Origin of the sequence: Methylomonas sp. EFPC3 (assembly GCF_029643245.1) — a bacterium.
In the GTDB taxonomy this organism is placed as follows: domain Bacteria; phylum Pseudomonadota; class Gammaproteobacteria; order Methylococcales; family Methylomonadaceae; genus Methylomonas; species Methylomonas koyamae_B.
In genome coordinates this window covers 3,163,018-3,179,822 of record NZ_CP116398.1, presented here as the reverse complement: position 1 = coordinate 3,179,822, position 16,805 = coordinate 3,163,018, and the positions used below count along the sequence as shown (strand labels likewise).

Here is a 16,805-nt window from a genome sequence, read left to right as displayed (position 1 = left end):
GGTTCGGCAATCGAAATCATGGCCGGGATTTATCGCGGATGGTCTGAATGATGCCGGTGGTCGAATGGCCTGCGATGAACGACAGTATCTTCACCTCGCCGCCCGCGGCCAGCACGCTGTCGTGGCCGGCGATGCTGGTGATGTCGCTATAGTCGCCGCCTTTGACCAGGATGTCGGGCAGTAACTGGTCGATGACGGCTTTAGGCGTGTCTTCCGCGAATGCCACTACCCAGTCCACGCATTCCAGCGCCGCCAGCATTTCCATCCGGTGTGCCAAATCGTTGACCGGGCGTTCCGGGCCTTTCAGACGCTTGACCGAATCGTCGCTGTTGACCAGCACCACCAGGCGGTCGCCCAGAGTTTTGGCTTGCTGCAAGTAACGGACGTGGCCGGGGTGGAGGATGTCGAAACAGCCGTTGGTGGCGACGATTTTTTCGCCGTTCTGTTTGGCGGCGGCGCGTTCCTTGAGCAGTTCCGGCAGGGTGCAGACGCCCTTGTGGCGCGCCCGCGGGCCTTGCAGCGCGGCGGCCAGTTCGTCGGTATCGACCGTGGCGGTACCCATTTTTCCGACCACGATGCCGGCACCGATGTTGGCCAGTTGGGTGGCTTCGGCCAGCGGTTTTTTCGCCGCCAGACTGGCGGCCAGCACCGAAATCACGGTGTCGCCGGCGCCGGTGACGTCGAATACCTCGCGGGCATGGGTCGGCAAATGCAGCGGTTCGGCATCCTTGCAGAGCAGGCTCATGCCGTGCTCGCCGCGGGTGACCAGCAAGGCATCCAGTGCCAGCGTATCGATCAGATTCAGGCCGCGTTCGACGATTTGCGCCTCGTTGCTGCAACGGCCGACCACGGCCTCGAATTCGCCCAGGTTCGGCGTGATCAAGGTCGCATTGCGGTAAATCGAAAAGTCGCTGCCTTTCGGATCGACCAACACCGGCTTTTTCAGCTGCCGGGCCAGGGTAATGAATTGCTGCACTTGGTTTAAGGTGCCTTTGCCGTAATCGGACAGTACCGCCACCTGCGATTGCATCAGTTCGGCGTGGTACAGATGCAGCAACGGCTCGCTGTCGATTTGCTGAAAGCCGTCTTCGAAATCGAGCCGGATCAGTTGTTGATGGCGACTCATCACCCGCAGTTTGGTGATGGTCGGATAATTCGGTATTGCCTGGAACAGGCATAACACCCCGGCGTCCTTCAGCAATTTTTCCAGCGCGTTTGCCGCCTGGTCTTCGCCGGTAAAACCCAGTACCGAGACTTTGGCGCCCAGCGCGGCAATGTTCAGCGCCACGTTGCCGGCGCCCCCGGCGCGGAATTCGTCCTGTTTGACATGCACTACCGGCACCGGCGCTTCCGGAGAAATACGCGAGGTCGGGCCGTGCCAGTAGCGGTCCAGCATCAGGTCGCCGACCACCAGCACCCGAGCGTTGGAATAGTTGGGTAATTGCATGGCTGTGTGAAGTTATCCGTGATTCGAAGGGTGCTATTATAGCCGCAACCCATTGCGATACAGGTGCGAAGCATGAGCGTGAAAATCTACCACAACCCGCGTTGCGGCAAATCCCGCGACACTTTGAAACTGTTGGAAGCCAACAATATCCAGCCCGAGATCGTCGAATATCTGAAAACCCCGCCCACCGCCGCCGAATTGCAGGAAATTTTGCACAAGCTTGGGCTGAAACCGCGCGAGTTGATGCGTACCAAGGAACCCGAATACAAGGAAAACGGCTTGGACGACAAGTCCTTGAGCGACGCCGAGTTAATTGAAGCCATGGTTAGAATTCCGAAACTGATCGAGCGACCCATTGTATTGAAGGACGGCAAAGCCGCCGTCGGCCGTCCGCCCGAAGCTGTTTTGGGTATCCTGTAATGGCGAAAATCCTGGTCCTGTATTACAGCCGCGACGGCGGCACGGCGCGGATGGCGCAGCATATAGCCCGCGGCGTCGAGTCGGTGGCCGGAGCCGAAGCGCTGCTGCGCACGGTGCCGGAAGTATCGGCGGTATCGGAAAAAGTCGCCGACAGTATTCCTGACAGCGGCGCGCCCTACGCATCGTTGAACGATCTGGAAAATTGCGACGGCCTGGCGCTGGGCAGCCCGACCCATTTCGGCAATATGGCGGCGGCGTTGAAGTATTTCCTGGATAGCTCGACGCCGCTGTGGTTTTCCGGCGCTTTGTCCGGCAAACCGGCCGGTGTGTTCACCTCGACCGGCAGCATGCACGGCGGCCACGAAACCACGCTGCTGTCGATGATGTTGCCGTTGATGCACCACGGCATGTTATTGCTGAGCCTGCCCTGCAACGAAATCGCGCTGCGGGAAACGGTCAGCGGCGGCACGCCTTACGGTCCCAGCCATTGCTCCGAAGCCGATGCCGAACTGACCGAGCACGAAAAGCGCTTGTGTTGGGTACTGGGTGAGCGTCTGGCGAAGACGGCGCTGGCGTTGAAAGGCGCTTCCTAATTTGCCGTGACGTTAATTGCGGAATCGATTCATAACAGCTGAAGCAAGTATTTAATATCGTTTGCCGGCCCGCTCCGGGTTTCGATAGTCTTGACCAATTTTTGTTGGAGGGTGAGTTCGATGAGAAGTTTATTGATCGTATTCTGCATGACTGTCGCGACGACAATCGTCGGCGGCTGCGCAGCTGCATCGCAAGGGCGTAAATTTGACGATACCTACGTCTCCCAGATCAGAAAGGGTGTCACGACCAAAGCGATGATCAGGCAACATTTCGGTGAACCGGTGTCGACGACGAAATCGTCCGATTTCGAAACATGGACTTATAGCTATTCCGATGCCTACGGTAGAGGCTATATCCAAGGCATGTCTTACGGTCTGGTCAGGGAAAAGTCCGATGACCAATTGTTGATCTTGGTTTTTCAAGGAGACGTGGTGGCCGAATATACCTACACCAAATAGCGGCCAGCGATTTGATTGACAAAGTCCATAAATAGACTTATTTTTACATAAAGTTCAAATGAGTTGTATGGAGGGCTTATGTTATCGACCGCACAAGCAGCATTACCGGCCGACAGTGCCGTCGTGGCGGGCGCCGCATTACGCACCTTTTTCAATATTGCCGACGTCTGGCGGCTGAATGCCGAGCAAGCCATGAAGCTGCTGGGGCTGGATTCGCGCAGCACCTATTTCAAATGGAAAAAAAGCCCGGAAAGCGCCAGCCTGAATCCGGACAAGCTGGAGCGGTTGTCTTATATTTTCGGTATCTATAAAGCCCTGCAAATTCTGCTGCCGCAAGCCGAAGCCGCCGACGCCTGGTTGCAGCAAGCCAATCAGGCCGCGCCGTTTTCCGGGCAAAGCGCGTTACAGCGCATGTTGTCGGGCCGGGTCGCCGATTTGTACGTGGTACGCCAATATCTGGACGCCCAGTGCGGTTGGGCATGAAATCGATCGCAACGGCGCGGATCGACTGGCGGCCTTGTTGGCGCTTGGTACCCAGCCGGTTTCCGCCGACCGGATTGTTCGACCGGGTGGCCGATCCGGCCGATCTGGAAGTGGTGTTCGTGATCGAAGCCTTGACCAACGACCGTCTGCGCGACGAGGCCGGCGAAATTCGGTTGGTGGCGGCGGCAGATAGAATCTCCGGCCCCGGTACCACGCCGATCATGGCTGCGTTCACCCATTTGAATCCGGAAGGCAGCCGCTTCTCCGACGGCAGTTTCGGCGTCTATTACGCGGCCAAGGATATCGATACCGCAATCGCCGAGACCGCTTTCCATCGCGCCCGCTTCTTGGCGGCGACCCGGCAAGCGCCAATCGAGATCGACATGCGTTCCTACGCCTCGGACCTGGACGCCGAACTGCACGACATCCGCGCTAAACAAAGCGAACTGCCGGATATTTACGCTAGCGATACCGGGCATTACGCGGCGGCGCAGAGCTTAGCCAAGCAACTGCGCGCCGACGGTTCGAATGGGATTGCCTATTCCAGCGTACGCAACGCCGGCGGCGAATGCGTCGCCGTGTTCAAACCGCGCTTGTTGTCTCCGGTGAAACAGGGCGCGCATTATTGCTACGTCTGGGACGGCAACCGGATTAGCACCGTGTACAAAAAAGAACTTTACCGTTCCGGCGTTTGACCCAATCAACCCGTATGCTTGACTTGACCGTTCCCAGCCCCGCCAACGATTTTCATAGCCGGCATATAGGCCTGGTATTGGATAGCTACCGGGAATTGCTCGGCACGCCGCTGCTTCAGCCGCTGCCAGGCCAGTCCTTGGGCGAGGCCGCCTTTCACGCCGGATTCGCGCTGCTGTCGCATACTGCCGATGCCGATCCGCTATTCAACTACGCCAACCGCCAAGCCCTGGCCCTGTTCGAATTCGAGTGGCAGGAGTTGGTCGGCCTGCCGTCGCGGTTTTCGGCGGAACCGGTTAACCGCGCAGAACGCGAGCGCTTGTTGGCGCAAGTCTCCAGCCGCGGCTATATCGACGACTATTCCGGCGTGCGCATCGCCAAGTCCGGCAAGCGTTTTTTGATCGAGCACGCGGTGGTTTGGAACGTTTACGACCAGTGGCGACGCTATTACGGTCAGGCCGCTTGTTTTAGCGATTGGCGCTTGTTACCCTGACGCGCCTGCCCGTTTTTCGAAAACCCTGCGGAGACTATTATGTTGAAAACCTTGCTCAAACACGGCGGCCGCATCGCCTGCGGCTTGACCATCGCCGCCGCCGCACCGGCGCTGGCCGACGAAGTCGGTTGCGTGACTACGGCCTGGAAGTTGATCGGCGCCAATCATAAAGTCTGCGTCGACGTGTTCGAAGATCCGAAGATTCCGAACGTGATTTGCCATATCAGTCAGGCCAGAACCGGCGGCATTTCCGGCGGCTTGGGGTTGGCGGAAGACCCGTCGCAGTTCTCGCTGGCCTGCCGCCAGATCGGCCCGATTGCGTTGCCGGCCAAATTGCCCGACGAAGAAACCGTATTTTCGGAAAGCACCTCGTTACTGTTCAAATCCACCAACATTACCCGCTTGTGGGACGCCAAACACAACACCCTGGTCTATCTGGCGATCAGCCGCAAGGTGATCGAAGGCGCGCCGGCCAACAGCGTATCGACGGTACCGGTCATGCCGTGGGGTAAGTAAGCCGAGGTTCAACCCGGCGGCGGGACCTCGACGGTTGGGTCGGCGCCCGGCTTGATCCATTTCAGCAATGCTTGGTAAAGGGTGGCCGGCAGAATCGGTTTGCCGATGAAATCGTTCATGCCGGCTGCGGCGCACAGTTGCTGGTCGCCGGGCATGACGTTGGCGGTCATCGCAATGACCGGAATATCGCCGCAGCCCGCTATTTGCCTGAGCAGCCGGGTGGCCTGGTAGCCGTCCATGACCGGCATCTGCACATCCATCAGTACGCAGTCGTAGCGGTTGTCTTGCAGTTTTTGCAACGCAATTTCGCCGTTCTCGGCAACATCGACCTGAATTTGCGCCTGTTCCAATAATTCGACCGCAACGATGCGGTTGATTTCGTTATCTTCCGCCAGTAATACCCGGCTGCCGTATAGTGGCCGCAACAAGTCCGGATCGAAACCGTTGCGGTGGCGGCGCATCTGGAAATTGCGGATCGTGGCCAGATCGGTGACGCCGAGCAGCACATCGAAGGTAAATGTCGAACCGATCGTGGGCTGGCTGTCGACCCGGATGCTGCCTTGCATCTGTTCGATCAATTGCTTGGAAATAATCAGGCCCAAACCGGTGCCGCCGTAATTGCGGGTGACGCTGCTGTCGCCCTGACTGAAGGCCTGGAACAGCTTGTTTTGTTGCTCGGCGCTAATGCCGATACCGGTATCGCTGATGGCAAATTGCAGGCGTACCGTTGCCGCATCGCGCTCTAGTTCGGTGACGGCAACCCGGACTTCGCCGCGTTCGGTAAACTTGATTGCGTTCCCGACCAGATTGATGAAAATTTGCCGCAAACGCTGCGGGTCGCCGATCACGGCATGGTAGGCGTCGGTTTGTTCAGGCCGGATCAGGCGGATGCCTTTCTTGGCGCTGAGCTGCAACATGGTCGAGAACACGTGCTCCAGCGTCTCTTCCAATAAAAACGGGATTGTCTCCATCTGCATCTTGCCGGCTTCCATTTTGGAAAAGTCCAAAATGTCGTCGATCAGAGTCATCAGCGAATGGGCCGAAGATTCGACCCGCAGCAAGTACTCGCGCTGTTTAACGCTCAGTGCGCTGTTCAGACACAACTCGACCAGGCCGACGATCGCGTTCATCGGCGTGCGGATTTCGTGGCTCATATTCGCCAGGAACTGGCTTTTGGCCTGATTGGCCGATTCGGCGTCCAGCTTGGCGGCTTCCAGTTCCCGGGTACGGGTCTGGACCTGGATTTCCAGATCGGCTTCGTGGGCTTCGGTCTGGGCCAGCATGTTGTTGAAGGCCTCGGCCAGATCGCTGATTTCGTCGTTGCCGGCATAGGCCGAGCGCCGGCTGTAGTCCTGGTCCTGCTCGATCTGCCGGGCGGTTTCGGCCAGCTGCAGGATCGGCCGCAGAAACGAACGTTGCAGGCGTCGCACGTACAAGCCGACCACGCTCAATGCGATCAGGATAATGCTGGCGTTTAACACGGCGTTGAATAGCAGCGTGTGGTAGCTCTGTTTCAGACTGGCTTCCAGCGCGATATAACCGACCACCTGCTGGTTCTTGTGCAGAATGGGCTGGGTGATGGAGCGGGTTTTGGCGATTTGCTGCGGCCACCAGTCGTGCCAGGCCGAAGCCGGCTTGCGGTAACTGACCAGGATTTTGCCGGCGGTGTTCTGAATTTGGCCGGAAATGATGTCGGGGTCGTGTGCCAGTGCGTCCAGAATTTCTTGCGCGGTCTGGGCGTCGTCGAACAGCAGCGCGAAACTGCTGTTTTGGCCGATCATGTTGGCAGTGAGCCGCAACTTGTAGCCGATGGCCTGCTGTAACGCTCCGTACTCGCGAATGGTCAGCGACACGGTCGCTACCATCAGACTCAGCATCACCATCAGGCGCAGAATATTGCCGAGCTTGCGGCTGATGGAGATTCGCGGTTGAGTCGAGGCTGTCATTCGATTAGTTCGGCCATCCGAAGCAATTTGGAGCTCAATTTTAAGTGGGCGGAATTTACCGGCGCTAAATTTACCACCAGTTTCAGTTTGTTGTCGCGCAAGCTGAATTGCACCATGCCGCCGGCCGCGGCGAATCCCTCGCTGTCGCCGACCAGCAACACGTGCCTGGCCCGGGCTTGCCCGGCGACTTCCGCGGTCAGCAAGTCTTTTTCGGCCAGGAACAAAATGCTGCAGCTATCGATATCGGGACCGGGTTCGAGATCGACATGTACCGGCGCGCCGTCGATGGTTTGCCCTTCCAAAACCGGCAGAAATTTCCGTAACGGGCTGGAGCCGCGCAAACAGATGACGATGGGCCGGGCTTCAGGCCAGCGGGTCAATTCGGCGAAATGAAACAAATAGGCGGTTTTTAGTTGGTATTCGCGTTCAGCAGTACCCAATTCCGCCGCCTGGCCGTCCGCAACCGGCAGCCAAACGCAGAGGTTGAGTAGCATATATAGACAAAGGCGCATCGTCTTACTCAACCTAGAACCGCCAGGACAGTTGGGCAAAATAACCGCGTTGAATCTGGCTGGAGACCGGAATGTACACCACGTCGTTGAATTCCGGACGCTGCCCGTCGAGCAGATTTTGCCCGACCAGCGACAGTTCCAGATTCTTGGCCGGCCGCCAACCGACCCGCAGATCCAGCGAAATGTAGTCCGGAATCCGGACTTGGTTGACGCTGATGCGGTCCACGTAACGCGCCCAGGCGTCCAGTTCGATATCGTCGGTCAGGTCCAGCATCGAGCGTAGCGACAAACTATGCTGCGGATTGACTTTTTCCTCGGCCAAGGGGTCCAGAAACCAGGGCTGCCGGCGGTCGGCGTCGTTGTCGAAGCGAATGCCGGTATAGGAGGCCTGCAGGCGCCACTCGTGGCTGACCCGGTAGTTGGCGGCCAGTTCCAGGCCGTAACTTTTCATTTGCCGGTAGTTGCCGACGCTGAGGCCGAGAATCGGCAGCGGAAAACCCGGCGCTTGAGGATTGGCGGTAAAACCGCTGGCCTTGACGCCTTGAATCCGGTCGTAAATGTTGTAAAACACGGTGCTGTCCAGATCCAGCCGGCTGTTGACTTGCCAGCGCCAGCCCAGCTCGTAAGCCAGCACATTTTCGGTGCGCATGTCCTGATTGGCGTCGGCCAGAAAAAATAACGACTGTTGGCCGGGGACCGGCAGAAATAGCCGGATACTTTGCTGGGCGCGGTTGGGTAATGCCACGGCCCGGGACACTCCGGCCCACAGCCGATGGTTTTTGTGCGGAGTCCAGATCAGCCGGGCGTTGGGTTCGGTTTCCCAACCGGTGTAAGTGAAGTGTTCGACCCGGTTACCCAGCGTCAATTGCAGGTTGTCGAGCAGGTCGATGTTGTCCTGGGCAAACAGGCCGATGTTGTGCTGGGTAAACCGGTCCGGCTCGAAACCCAGCGTCAGCGTGTTGTCGAAACGGTCGTCGATGATCTGGTAATTCAAACCCCACAGCAAATGGTGGTTGCCGAACAGAGGCTGGCTATGCTGAATGTCCAGGTTGTAATGCGAGCGGCTCATCCGGTTGGTGGCCATTTGCCAATCGGTCTGGGTAAAGGCCATGTTCACCCGCAGTTCCCGCTCGCCGTCGAACTGGTGGGTCCAGTTGCCTTGCAGGCTGCCGGATACACCGTCCTTGCCGAAGTCGTCCTGGCGCCAGTAAGGCGGCGTGGCCGACGACACCCCGGTCAAAAAACCGTGCAGCCGGTACCGGGTGGCGGTGGCTTCCAGCATCAGTTGATCGCGTTCGGTCAATTGGCTGTCCAGGCGGAAATTGGCGGTTTCGGCGTTGCCGGTATCGTGGGTATTGTGCAGGCCGGCCATATCTACGCTGGCGTCGCGCACCAGCGCATTGATGGAGCCGCGCAGATACGTCGAATCGGACAGCTTTTGCCCGTAACGGACGCCGCCGAAGCCGCGCTCCTCGGTGCCGCCGCCGGCGGTCAACAAGCCGCCCTCGGTGTCGGCCGCCGAGCGGGTGACGATATTGATCGCGCCGTTCACCGCATTCGCGCCCCACAGGCTGCCGCTGGGACCGCGCAGCACTTCGATCCGCTCGATGTTTTGCAGCAGCGGAATATGCTGACCCCAGTAAACGCCGCTGATCAGCGGATCGTAAATGCTGCGGCCGTCTATCATGACCTGCAGTTTGTTGGCGTAGAGATCGTTGAAGCCGCGGGCGCTAACGCCCCAATTCCAGCTGTTGACGCGGGCCACGGCCATACCCGGCGCCATCCTCAACAGTTCCGGCAGGCTGGTGGCGCCGGAACGGCGAATATCTTCGGCGCTGATCACAAACGCCGCGGCTGGCGTGTCTTTGACGGTTTGCGCTTGGCGGGCCAGACCGGATACTTTCAGTTCGGTCAGTTCGTCCCAACTCAAGGACAGCAATTCGCTGGTGCTGTCCAGTGCGTCCGCGTCGTCGTCGGCCATCGCCAGTTGCGCCGATAGCAGCGTCAGGCACAGGCCGGCGAATTGGCGAATCAGGCGAGTTGAGGCCATGGAATAGGATGAAGGCAAAAGTTGTCCCGCATTATAAGTGAGTCGCGGCCACAGGCAACGCGACTATGGTACGAACGGCGTCGGATTATCCGGTCAAAACAGCGCCGAAATCGCCGCGCATTCGTCGGCGTCCAGCGCAAATTCGAAAATCGCCAAATCCTCGGCCATATGCGCTGCGGAGCAGGTCCCGGTCAGCGGAACGACACCGTGTTGGTGCAGATAACGGAAAAATATTTGCGCCGGCGTCCGGCCGCGTGCGCTGGCCGCTGCGGTTACTGCCGGATGCGCCAGCACCCGCGGGTTGGCAGTCAAGGTCCAAAAACTTTGGTAGACGATCTGCCGCTGCCGGCAGAAAGCGCGAATTTGCTTGTCGTAGCCGGTGTCGGCGTAGAACCGGTTTTGCACCACGGCCGGCTTGATTTCGGCGGTTTGGTACAAATATTCGAACAGCGCAAAATCGTAGCAATTGCTGATGCCCAACTGCTTCACCTTGCCGGCCCCGGCCAGGGTTTCCATGGCTTGCCAGACCTCCAGCAACTGCTTGCGGTCGGCCAGCGGCGAGTGCAACACCAGGCCGTCCAGATAATCGGTCTGCAGATTGCGTTGCGAAATCGCGAACGATTGCGCGACGTGGTCCGCCAGACCGGCGCTCGGGTCGTACGGAATTCGTAGCGGATCGTGGCCGTTCAGCGGCGTGAATTTGGTTTGCAGGTAAAGCTCGGCGCGGGTAAGGCCTGATTTAGCGCAGGCGGCGGCAACGCCTGCCCCGACGCCGGCTTCGTCGTAATGCTTGGGCTGGCAGGCGGTGTCGATGCCGCGAAACCCGGCAGCGATGGCTTGCTCGACCAGTTCGGCCGTGCGTTCCTGTTTCCAGGCCGTACCGTAAAGGATGCCCGGCATGCGCACGCCGGCGGCGGAAACTACAAAAGCGTGGTCTGGCATGAGAGGCTCCCGAAAAAAGCTTGATCTTCGGCGATTGGCGTCGGGCCGTCAATTGCCGGCGTATTCGACGCCAAAACCGCGCCCATGCTAGGTAAAGAACTGTCGCCAGATGTGTTCAGACCAGGCCAGCGATGATGTCAGTTTTTGGGGGATGAAATGGTGCAATCGACCCATAAGCGACAGTTGGTTGAGATCTCCAGTGACTGCTAATAGGGCATAAGCTGAATCTACGTTTGTGGACGTAGGTTGGGTTGAATGATAATGAAACCCAGCTTTGAAGCCGAAGAGTTTTGAAATTCAAAAAATATTTGGATTGAAAGAAACTTGACCATTTCAAAGTATCCGCTGGGTTTCGCGTTGCTCTACCCAGCCTACGGCCCTAACAGGCTGGTGAAAAACTCGCGCCTATTTTCCCTTACCCGCGGTTCTCGTGATTTTTTCGCGTTGAAATCAGTCATAAAATCGAGTTTCAACGGTTAGGCCTCTGTTTCGAGGCCTTTTTATCCACCTGACGCCGTCTTTGGACGGTCTTCAGGCGCACTTCGCCCTAGGTGGGCTTAGCCCACGCCGGTTTCGGCGTGAATACCAGTAAGTTCAGCAGCCGTGTCAGGTTGTACGCGGCAAAGCAAAATAAGGCTTGGCCTGCCACTTTGGCTAAACCCATGTGGCGGGTTTTGCGCAGGCCTCCGACCGTCTTGATCCAGCCGAAGGCCTCTTCGACGATTTTGCGGCGCTTGAGGCTTTGGGCATAGCCTTTGCCGCGAGCGGTGCGGCCATCGATGGCACTGCCGGTCTTTTTGCGGGCCACATGGGCTTTGATGTCTTGCGCGTTGAGTTGGTTGACGAACGCCGGTTGGTCGTAGCCTTTGTCGGCACCGACGCTGCCGCCTTTGGGCACGCGGCGTTTGACCATTTTTTGGGCGGCTTCGATTTCGGCGGTGCCGGTAGCTTGGGTGGTTTCGACATCGACAATCAGGCCGTTACGGTTCTCGGACAGGGCATGGGTGATGTAGCGCAGTTTGGCCTCGGTGTATTCGCCTTTCTTGTAGAGCCGCGCTTCCGGGTCTGTCGTGCTTTGGTGGGTGGCGTTGCTGCGCTTTTCGCCGCTGAAGTCGACCTCGGGATTGCGGCCGGCGGGCTTATCCGGACCGCTACCGTCTTTTTTTACGAAGCTTTTGTGCGAGGCCCAGGCTTCGATCAGGCTGCCGTCGACACTGAAGTGTTCGTCGGACACCAGGTTTTGCCATTCCGCTATGGCCAGCACTCGGGTGAAAAATTCGCGGCTGAGGGATTCGGACAATAGGCGCTCGCGGTTGGCGCTGAATACCGTGCGTTCCCAGACAGTATCGTCGATGCCCAAGCCGACAAACCAGCGAAACAGCAGGTTGTAGTCCAGTTGTTCCATCAACTGTCGCTCACTGCGAACGGTATAGAGCACTTGCAACAGCAAGGCGCGCAGCAGTTTTTCAGGGGCAATCGACGGGCGACCGGTGTGGGAGTAACGCTCGGCGAACACGGCATCCATTGAGGCCAAGACGCCATCGACCAATAGCCGTAAGCGGCGTAGCGGATGTTGTTTGGGAATACGGTCTTCCAGGCTGACATAGCTGAACCAGCTGTGTTGGATGGCATCGTGTCCGCGCATTGGGGCATCTCCAATTTAGATAGCCTATTTTAACCCTTACCAGCAGTTATCGGTCTCGGATTGCTTGGCTTTGGGAGTTTTTCACCAGCCTGCTAAAGCAATACCCACAACCGAGCACAGATCGAGTGTGCGACTTAAACGAGGAGAACGCGGCTCTGGCAGCGGCGTTATTGGAATCATCTCATTCGAGATGAAGCGGATTTTCAAGCGCATTTGAATTATATCCATTACAACCCAATGAAACATGGTTATGTTTAGCAAGAAAAGACTGGCCTTGTTCGACCTTTCACCGATGGGTTGAACGTGGTATTTATCCTTTAAATTGAGCAGGAATGGATGGAGATTTATATGAGTTTGAATAGTTTGAAAATACGGCGCAATGCCCGCTGGTTATTGCGCCTTATGATTTTATGGATTTTGTCGATTGGAAGTTGCCCTGCAAAGCCCCCGCCTGTGTTGATTTTTGACAAGCACGGCGTCCAAAGCGCTGCGTGGCTTAATTATCAAATTGAGCTCTATGCGGATGGAACTGTGCATTATCACGGGGTTGACGATGTCAATGTCATCGGTGACCGCTACGGCAAGATAAAACCTAAACAGGTGCAATATCTGGTCGATCTCTATCAAAAACTATATCAAAAACGCAAACAAGAACTTTCCGAGTTTATGGTGCGCTATGACAACCGGCATAATTTAAGCCAAGATGAACAATATAATCTGGAACGGTATAAAATAGAATATATTGACGATAGAGATTGGAGTACTTCTATTATCTATAATAATGGCAATGAAACGAGTAAAATTGCACCTGTGGCTGTCCTTCTCAAAGAATTTGTAAGTATTCTCAATAATATGATTAATTTGGAGCCATGGCTATGTTTTCCAAAGCCCAATCCCAGACGTGAATACTGCCCAATTTTAAACCACTCCCCCAATTATAAATTACTGATGGACTATATTAAATGACTACGAATCAACAAAAAATCATAAATACCTTGGCAAAGTATTCTTGGAACGGTGACCGGGTCACCGGGCTTAATCCTAATACGCCTTTAACTATAACCTATAGCTTTTTAGATGGCCGCCCGGCCTATTATTCCGGATTCTATGGCGGCTTATGGTTACAAGATGTTCGTGCCGTTGTTGATGTCAATAGTTTTACCAGCCTCAATCAAGCACAAAAAGACAACTTTCCTTGCTCGTTGCCGTAAATTCTCGGTAACGCTATTCTTTAAACGCGCAATTCCTGACAAAGACCAGCCGTTCAGACATCCTGCCCCGAAGGTCGGAAATTGGCCGCTCGCCGCCACTGGCAATGTTGAAATTGGAACCGGTGGCGGATCTCATCGGAATCCGTACTTCCCTGCCATCTACCAGCTCCCCCCGGCCCTGCGCTGCGAAAAGTGTGCGCCAGCCAGCGCGGTTCTGCACCCGGTTTTTACATTTTCCCCTACGCCCAGTATGCTTTAGATCGTAACGGTTACGGAGCGTGCACAATGGCGCCGGCAAGTTTCGCCTATTTTCCCTCGATAGAGTTAGCCGCCATCGAAAGTCGGTTGGCGGAGTGGCGCGCGCTTTTTCCGGAAATGGGCGTGCTGGCCTTGTTGCCCGAAGCCGAAAAGGCGTCGATTCCGGCGTTGCAGGCCTTGTGCAACCGTGGCGGGCTGCCGTTGTGCGGCGCGATGTTTCCGCAATTGATCTACGGTACCGGCTTTCGCAGCAGCGGCGTTTGTTTGTTACGGTTCGACCGGATGCCCTACGCGGCGCTGTTCGACGTGGCGCGGCAGGACGCCCTCGGTGCGGCCGAGGCCGCCGAGACCATAGCCGGCCATGTCGGCGGCCATCTGGAGGACGAGGTGCCGGCCACGCTGTTTTTAATGCTGGATGCGCTGCTGCCGAATATCGGCTCCCTGCTCGACGAGCTTTATCTGCACCTGGCCAATCGGGTGCATTACGCCGGCGTCAACGCCGGCAGCGAGACTTTTCAAGCCATGCCCTGCCTGTTCGACAACCAGCGGATTATCGGCAACGGCGTGTTGGCGCTGTTGCTGAAGCCGCATGACGGGGCGGTGTTGGAGCACGGTTACCGCAGCGAAGCCGAAACCTTGCCGGCGACGTCCACCGACCGCAATCGGATCATACATATCGACTGGCGCCCGGCGTTCGAGGTTTATCAGGAACTGGTGCGGGCCAAATTCGGCGTCGAGATTACCCGCGATAACTTTTACCAATACGCGGTGCATTTTCCGTTCGGCATACTCAGGGCCAACCACACCACCGTGGTGCGGATTCCGGTCATGCTCGACGCCGATAACGCGCTGTATTGCATCGGCGAAGTGCCGCCGCATTCGATGTTGGCCTTATTGGATGCGCCGCAAGTCGATTCGCCTGGCACTTTGCAAAGCTTGCACGGCGGTCTGGTCAAACTCAGCGGCGCTCCGGCCGGCCGCGAACTGCTGTTGTTTTATTGCGCCGGTCGGCGCCAACATCTCGGCGCGGCCAGCGCCGGCGAAGAATTGGCGATTTTTCAGAATTTGAGCCAAGCGTCGGCAATCGCTGGCGGCCTGGCCCTGGGCGAAATCGGCGACACCACGCTGTGGGGCTACCCTTTATTCCATAACGCCACCGTCGTTACCGCCGCCTGGACCAACCGCACATGAGGCACGACGAGGTCATCCCGGTTTTGTACGAAATGGCGATGACGATCGGCGGCGAGATCAGTTTGAAGCCGCTGCTGACTCGCACCCTGCAACGCCTGTTGTATTTCACCTCGTTTCCGGCCGGTTTCATTTGCCTGGATTTATCCCCAAGCGCCACGGCCGGCAGCGCTTTTCTTGACGCGGCGCTGCTGGCCGCGATCGGCGATTTTCAATTGATTAAACACATCGGCGAGACCGTATCGTTGCCGGCAGACCTGGCGCTGGGTCCGGCGGCGCGGGAAGACGACCGGGTCGCACTATTTTCCGGATTGCCGGTGAGTCCGGACCGTTATCGGGCGTTTCTGCGCTTGCCGATCACCGACATCGGCGTCGTGATTCTGATGGCGCCGATCATGCCGGAAACCCATCTGCCGCTGACGCGGATGTTCGAGCCGATCATGGCGCATTTGGCCAGGGCGATATTGCTGTGCCGCCATTACGACCAACATACCTCGCAACTGATCGCCGACAAACGCCAAGCCGACCAACGCGCCGATTTTCTGGCCTTGCACGACAGTTTGACTGCCCTGCCCAACCGGGTGTTGCTGCTCGACCGAATCCAGCAAGCGATGGCGATGGCCAGCCACAACGGCCAATACGGTGCGTTGTTGACGCTGAACCTCGACCATTTCAAGCAATTGAACGACATATACGGTTACGAGACTTGCGACAAGATCCTGGTCGAAACCGCGCGCCGGCTGGAGTATTGCGTGCGGGAGGGCGATACCGTGGCCCGTTTCGGCGGCGACGAATTCGTTTTGTTGCTGTGGCCGTTGTCGGTATCGAAGCAGGAAGCGGCGATTCAGGCCGAAGCCATTGCCCACAAGGCGCAGCAGGCGCTGCTAACGCCATACCAATGCGACTCGCGCGGTTTGCTGGCGACCTTCAGCATCGGCATCAGCCTGTTTCGGGCGCATGGCGACAGTCTGGAAAGTCTGCTGAAAAATGCCGAAACCTCGTTGTACCAAGCCAAAACCGCCGGCCGCAATACGATTCGCTTCTTCGATCCCGGAATTCAGGCGGCGATGATGCAGCGCTTGGAACTGGAAGCGGACTTGCTGGCGGCGATTCGCGGCAACCAACTGGAGCTGTATTACCAAGTCCAAGCCGACGACCGGAATCGGGCGACCGGCGCCGAAGCCTTGATCCGCTGGCACCATCCGCGGCGCGGCATGATATCTCCGGCCGTATTCATTCCATTGGCGGAAGAAAACGGGTCGATTATCGAAATGGGCGATTGGGTGTTGGCCGAGGCCTGCCGCCGGCTTGAGGCCTGGCAAGCCGATCCCGTGCTCGGCCGGCTGGCGTTGGCGGTCAACGTCAGTGCGATTCAATTTCAACAACACGACTTCGCCGCCAAGGTCGGCGCGCTGTTGGCCGACTACCCGTCGGTCTCGCAACGCTTGAAGCTGGAACTCACCGAAAGCGTGCTGTTGAACCGAGCCGAGGATGCGATCGATAAAATCCAGTTGCTGAAGAACCAGGGTATCCGCTTTTCGCTGGACGATTTCGGCACCGGTTATTCGTCGTTGGGCTATTTGAAGCGCTTGCCGCTGGACCAATTGAAAATCGACCAAAGTTTCGTCCGCGATATCGCCAGCGATCCGAGTGCCGCGGCAATCACCCAGACCATCATCGCGATGGCGCAAACGCTGGGCCTGGAAGTCATCGCCGAAGGTCTGGAAACTCCGGAACAGCTGGCGCTGTTAAGCCGTTTCGGCTGCCGCCATTACCAGGGTTACCTGCTGAGCCGGCCGCTGCCGGTCGCCGAATTCGAGGCCTTGCTGGCCGGCGGCAGCCCCTGGTGAAACCCGGCCGGAGCGCGATGAGGCCAAACCCCGCCGCCGGCTAAACCGGGGTCAAGCCATTGGGCCGATGGGCTTGGCTGTAAACCCCCCGGAAGCGGT

At 57.6% G+C, this 16,805-nt stretch carries 17 protein-coding genes; 11 read left to right on the top strand and 6 right to left on the bottom strand.

The genetic code is table 11. From position 1 onward, the window contains the following. Positions 1-16 precede the first annotated feature (16 nt). On the bottom strand, positions 17-1,447 hold the full coding sequence (hldE, locus tag PL263_RS14260; RefSeq protein ID WP_278209973.1) for a bifunctional D-glycero-beta-D-manno-heptose-7-phosphate kinase/D-glycero-beta-D-manno-heptose 1-phosphate adenylyltransferase HldE: 1,431 nt from the start codon (positions 1,445-1,447) through the stop codon (positions 17-19). Positions 1,448-1,519: 72 nt separating this feature from the next. On the opposite strand from hldE, the gene arsC reads away from it, so the two are divergent. From arsC to PL263_RS14225, 7 genes are all read left to right on the top strand, one after another. Beyond that, on the top strand, positions 1,520-1,867 hold the full coding sequence (arsC, locus tag PL263_RS14255) for an arsenate reductase (glutaredoxin) (protein ID WP_278209972.1): 348 nt from the start codon (positions 1,520-1,522) through the stop codon (positions 1,865-1,867). Next, positions 1,867-2,460, top strand: a complete 594-nt coding sequence (gene wrbA / locus PL263_RS14250; protein WP_278209971.1) for an NAD(P)H:quinone oxidoreductase — start codon at positions 1,867-1,869, stop codon at positions 2,458-2,460. Before arsC ends, wrbA begins: the two co-directional genes overlap by 1 nt. 120 nt (positions 2,461-2,580) lie before the next feature. Beyond that, the gene (bamE, locus tag PL263_RS14245) at positions 2,581-2,919 is read left to right on the top strand and encodes an outer membrane protein assembly factor BamE (RefSeq protein ID WP_278209970.1); all 339 of its coding nucleotides are present in this window, start codon (positions 2,581-2,583) and stop codon (positions 2,917-2,919) included. Between the two features lie 78 nt (positions 2,920-2,997). Then, positions 2,998-3,402 carry an MbcA/ParS/Xre antitoxin family protein gene (locus PL263_RS14240; protein ID WP_278209969.1) on the top strand — a complete coding sequence of 135 codons (405 nt, stop codon included), beginning with the start codon at positions 2,998-3,000 and terminating at the stop codon, positions 3,400-3,402. Then, the gene (locus PL263_RS14235; protein ID WP_278209968.1) at positions 3,399-4,097 is read left to right on the top strand and encodes an RES family NAD+ phosphorylase; all 699 of its coding nucleotides are present in this window, start codon (positions 3,399-3,401) and stop codon (positions 4,095-4,097) included. The genes PL263_RS14240 and PL263_RS14235 overlap by 4 nt, the downstream gene beginning before the upstream one ends. A gap of 14 nt (positions 4,098-4,111) precedes the next feature. Next, the gene (locus PL263_RS14230; protein WP_278209967.1) at positions 4,112-4,588 is read left to right on the top strand and encodes an MEKHLA domain-containing protein; all 477 of its coding nucleotides are present in this window, start codon (positions 4,112-4,114) and stop codon (positions 4,586-4,588) included. Between the two features lie 39 nt (positions 4,589-4,627). Further along, positions 4,628-5,104, top strand: coding sequence for a CreA family protein (locus PL263_RS14225; protein WP_140913204.1), 477 nt, complete (start codon positions 4,628-4,630; stop codon positions 5,102-5,104). 8 nt (positions 5,105-5,112) lie between these two features. On the opposite strand, the gene PL263_RS14220 is transcribed toward PL263_RS14225, so the two are convergent. From PL263_RS14220 to PL263_RS14200, 5 genes are all read right to left on the bottom strand, one after another. After that, a complete protein-coding gene (locus tag PL263_RS14220; RefSeq protein WP_278209966.1) occupies positions 5,113-7,050 on the bottom strand; it encodes an ATP-binding protein in 1,938 nt (645 codons plus the stop codon). Next, a complete protein-coding gene (locus tag PL263_RS14215; protein ID WP_278209965.1) occupies positions 7,047-7,562 on the bottom strand; it encodes a YfiR family protein in 516 nt (171 codons plus the stop codon). Before PL263_RS14215 ends, PL263_RS14220 begins: the two co-directional genes overlap by 4 nt. A 13-nt stretch (positions 7,563-7,575) precedes the next feature. Further along, positions 7,576-9,612 carry a TonB-dependent receptor gene (locus PL263_RS14210; RefSeq protein ID WP_278209964.1) on the bottom strand — a complete coding sequence of 679 codons (2,037 nt, stop codon included), beginning with the start codon at positions 9,610-9,612 and terminating at the stop codon, positions 7,576-7,578. A gap of 93 nt (positions 9,613-9,705) precedes the next feature. Next, the gene (locus tag PL263_RS14205) at positions 9,706-10,554 is read right to left on the bottom strand and encodes an aldo/keto reductase (RefSeq protein ID WP_278209963.1); all 849 of its coding nucleotides are present in this window, start codon (positions 10,552-10,554) and stop codon (positions 9,706-9,708) included. Positions 10,555-11,101: 547 nt separating this feature from the next. Next, the gene (locus PL263_RS14200; protein ID WP_278209962.1) at positions 11,102-12,199 is read right to left on the bottom strand and encodes an IS5 family transposase; all 1,098 of its coding nucleotides are present in this window, start codon (positions 12,197-12,199) and stop codon (positions 11,102-11,104) included. Positions 12,200-12,547: 348 nt separating this feature from the next. On the opposite strand from PL263_RS14200, the gene PL263_RS14195 reads away from it, so the two are divergent. From PL263_RS14195 to PL263_RS14180, 4 genes are all read left to right on the top strand, one after another. Continuing rightward, positions 12,548-13,165 carry a DUF6438 domain-containing protein gene (locus PL263_RS14195; RefSeq protein ID WP_278209961.1) on the top strand — a complete coding sequence of 206 codons (618 nt, stop codon included), beginning with the start codon at positions 12,548-12,550 and terminating at the stop codon, positions 13,163-13,165. Further along, positions 13,162-13,410, top strand: coding sequence for a hypothetical protein (locus PL263_RS14190; protein ID WP_278209960.1), 249 nt, complete (start codon positions 13,162-13,164; stop codon positions 13,408-13,410). The genes PL263_RS14195 and PL263_RS14190 overlap by 4 nt, the downstream gene beginning before the upstream one ends. Before the next feature lie 285 nt (positions 13,411-13,695). Then, positions 13,696-14,859 carry an FIST C-terminal domain-containing protein gene (locus tag PL263_RS14185; RefSeq protein ID WP_278209959.1) on the top strand — a complete coding sequence of 388 codons (1,164 nt, stop codon included), beginning with the start codon at positions 13,696-13,698 and terminating at the stop codon, positions 14,857-14,859. Next, a complete protein-coding gene (locus tag PL263_RS14180) occupies positions 14,856-16,706 on the top strand; it encodes an EAL domain-containing protein (RefSeq protein ID WP_278209958.1) in 1,851 nt (616 codons plus the stop codon). Before PL263_RS14185 ends, PL263_RS14180 begins: the two co-directional genes overlap by 4 nt. Positions 16,707-16,805 lie beyond the last annotated feature (99 nt).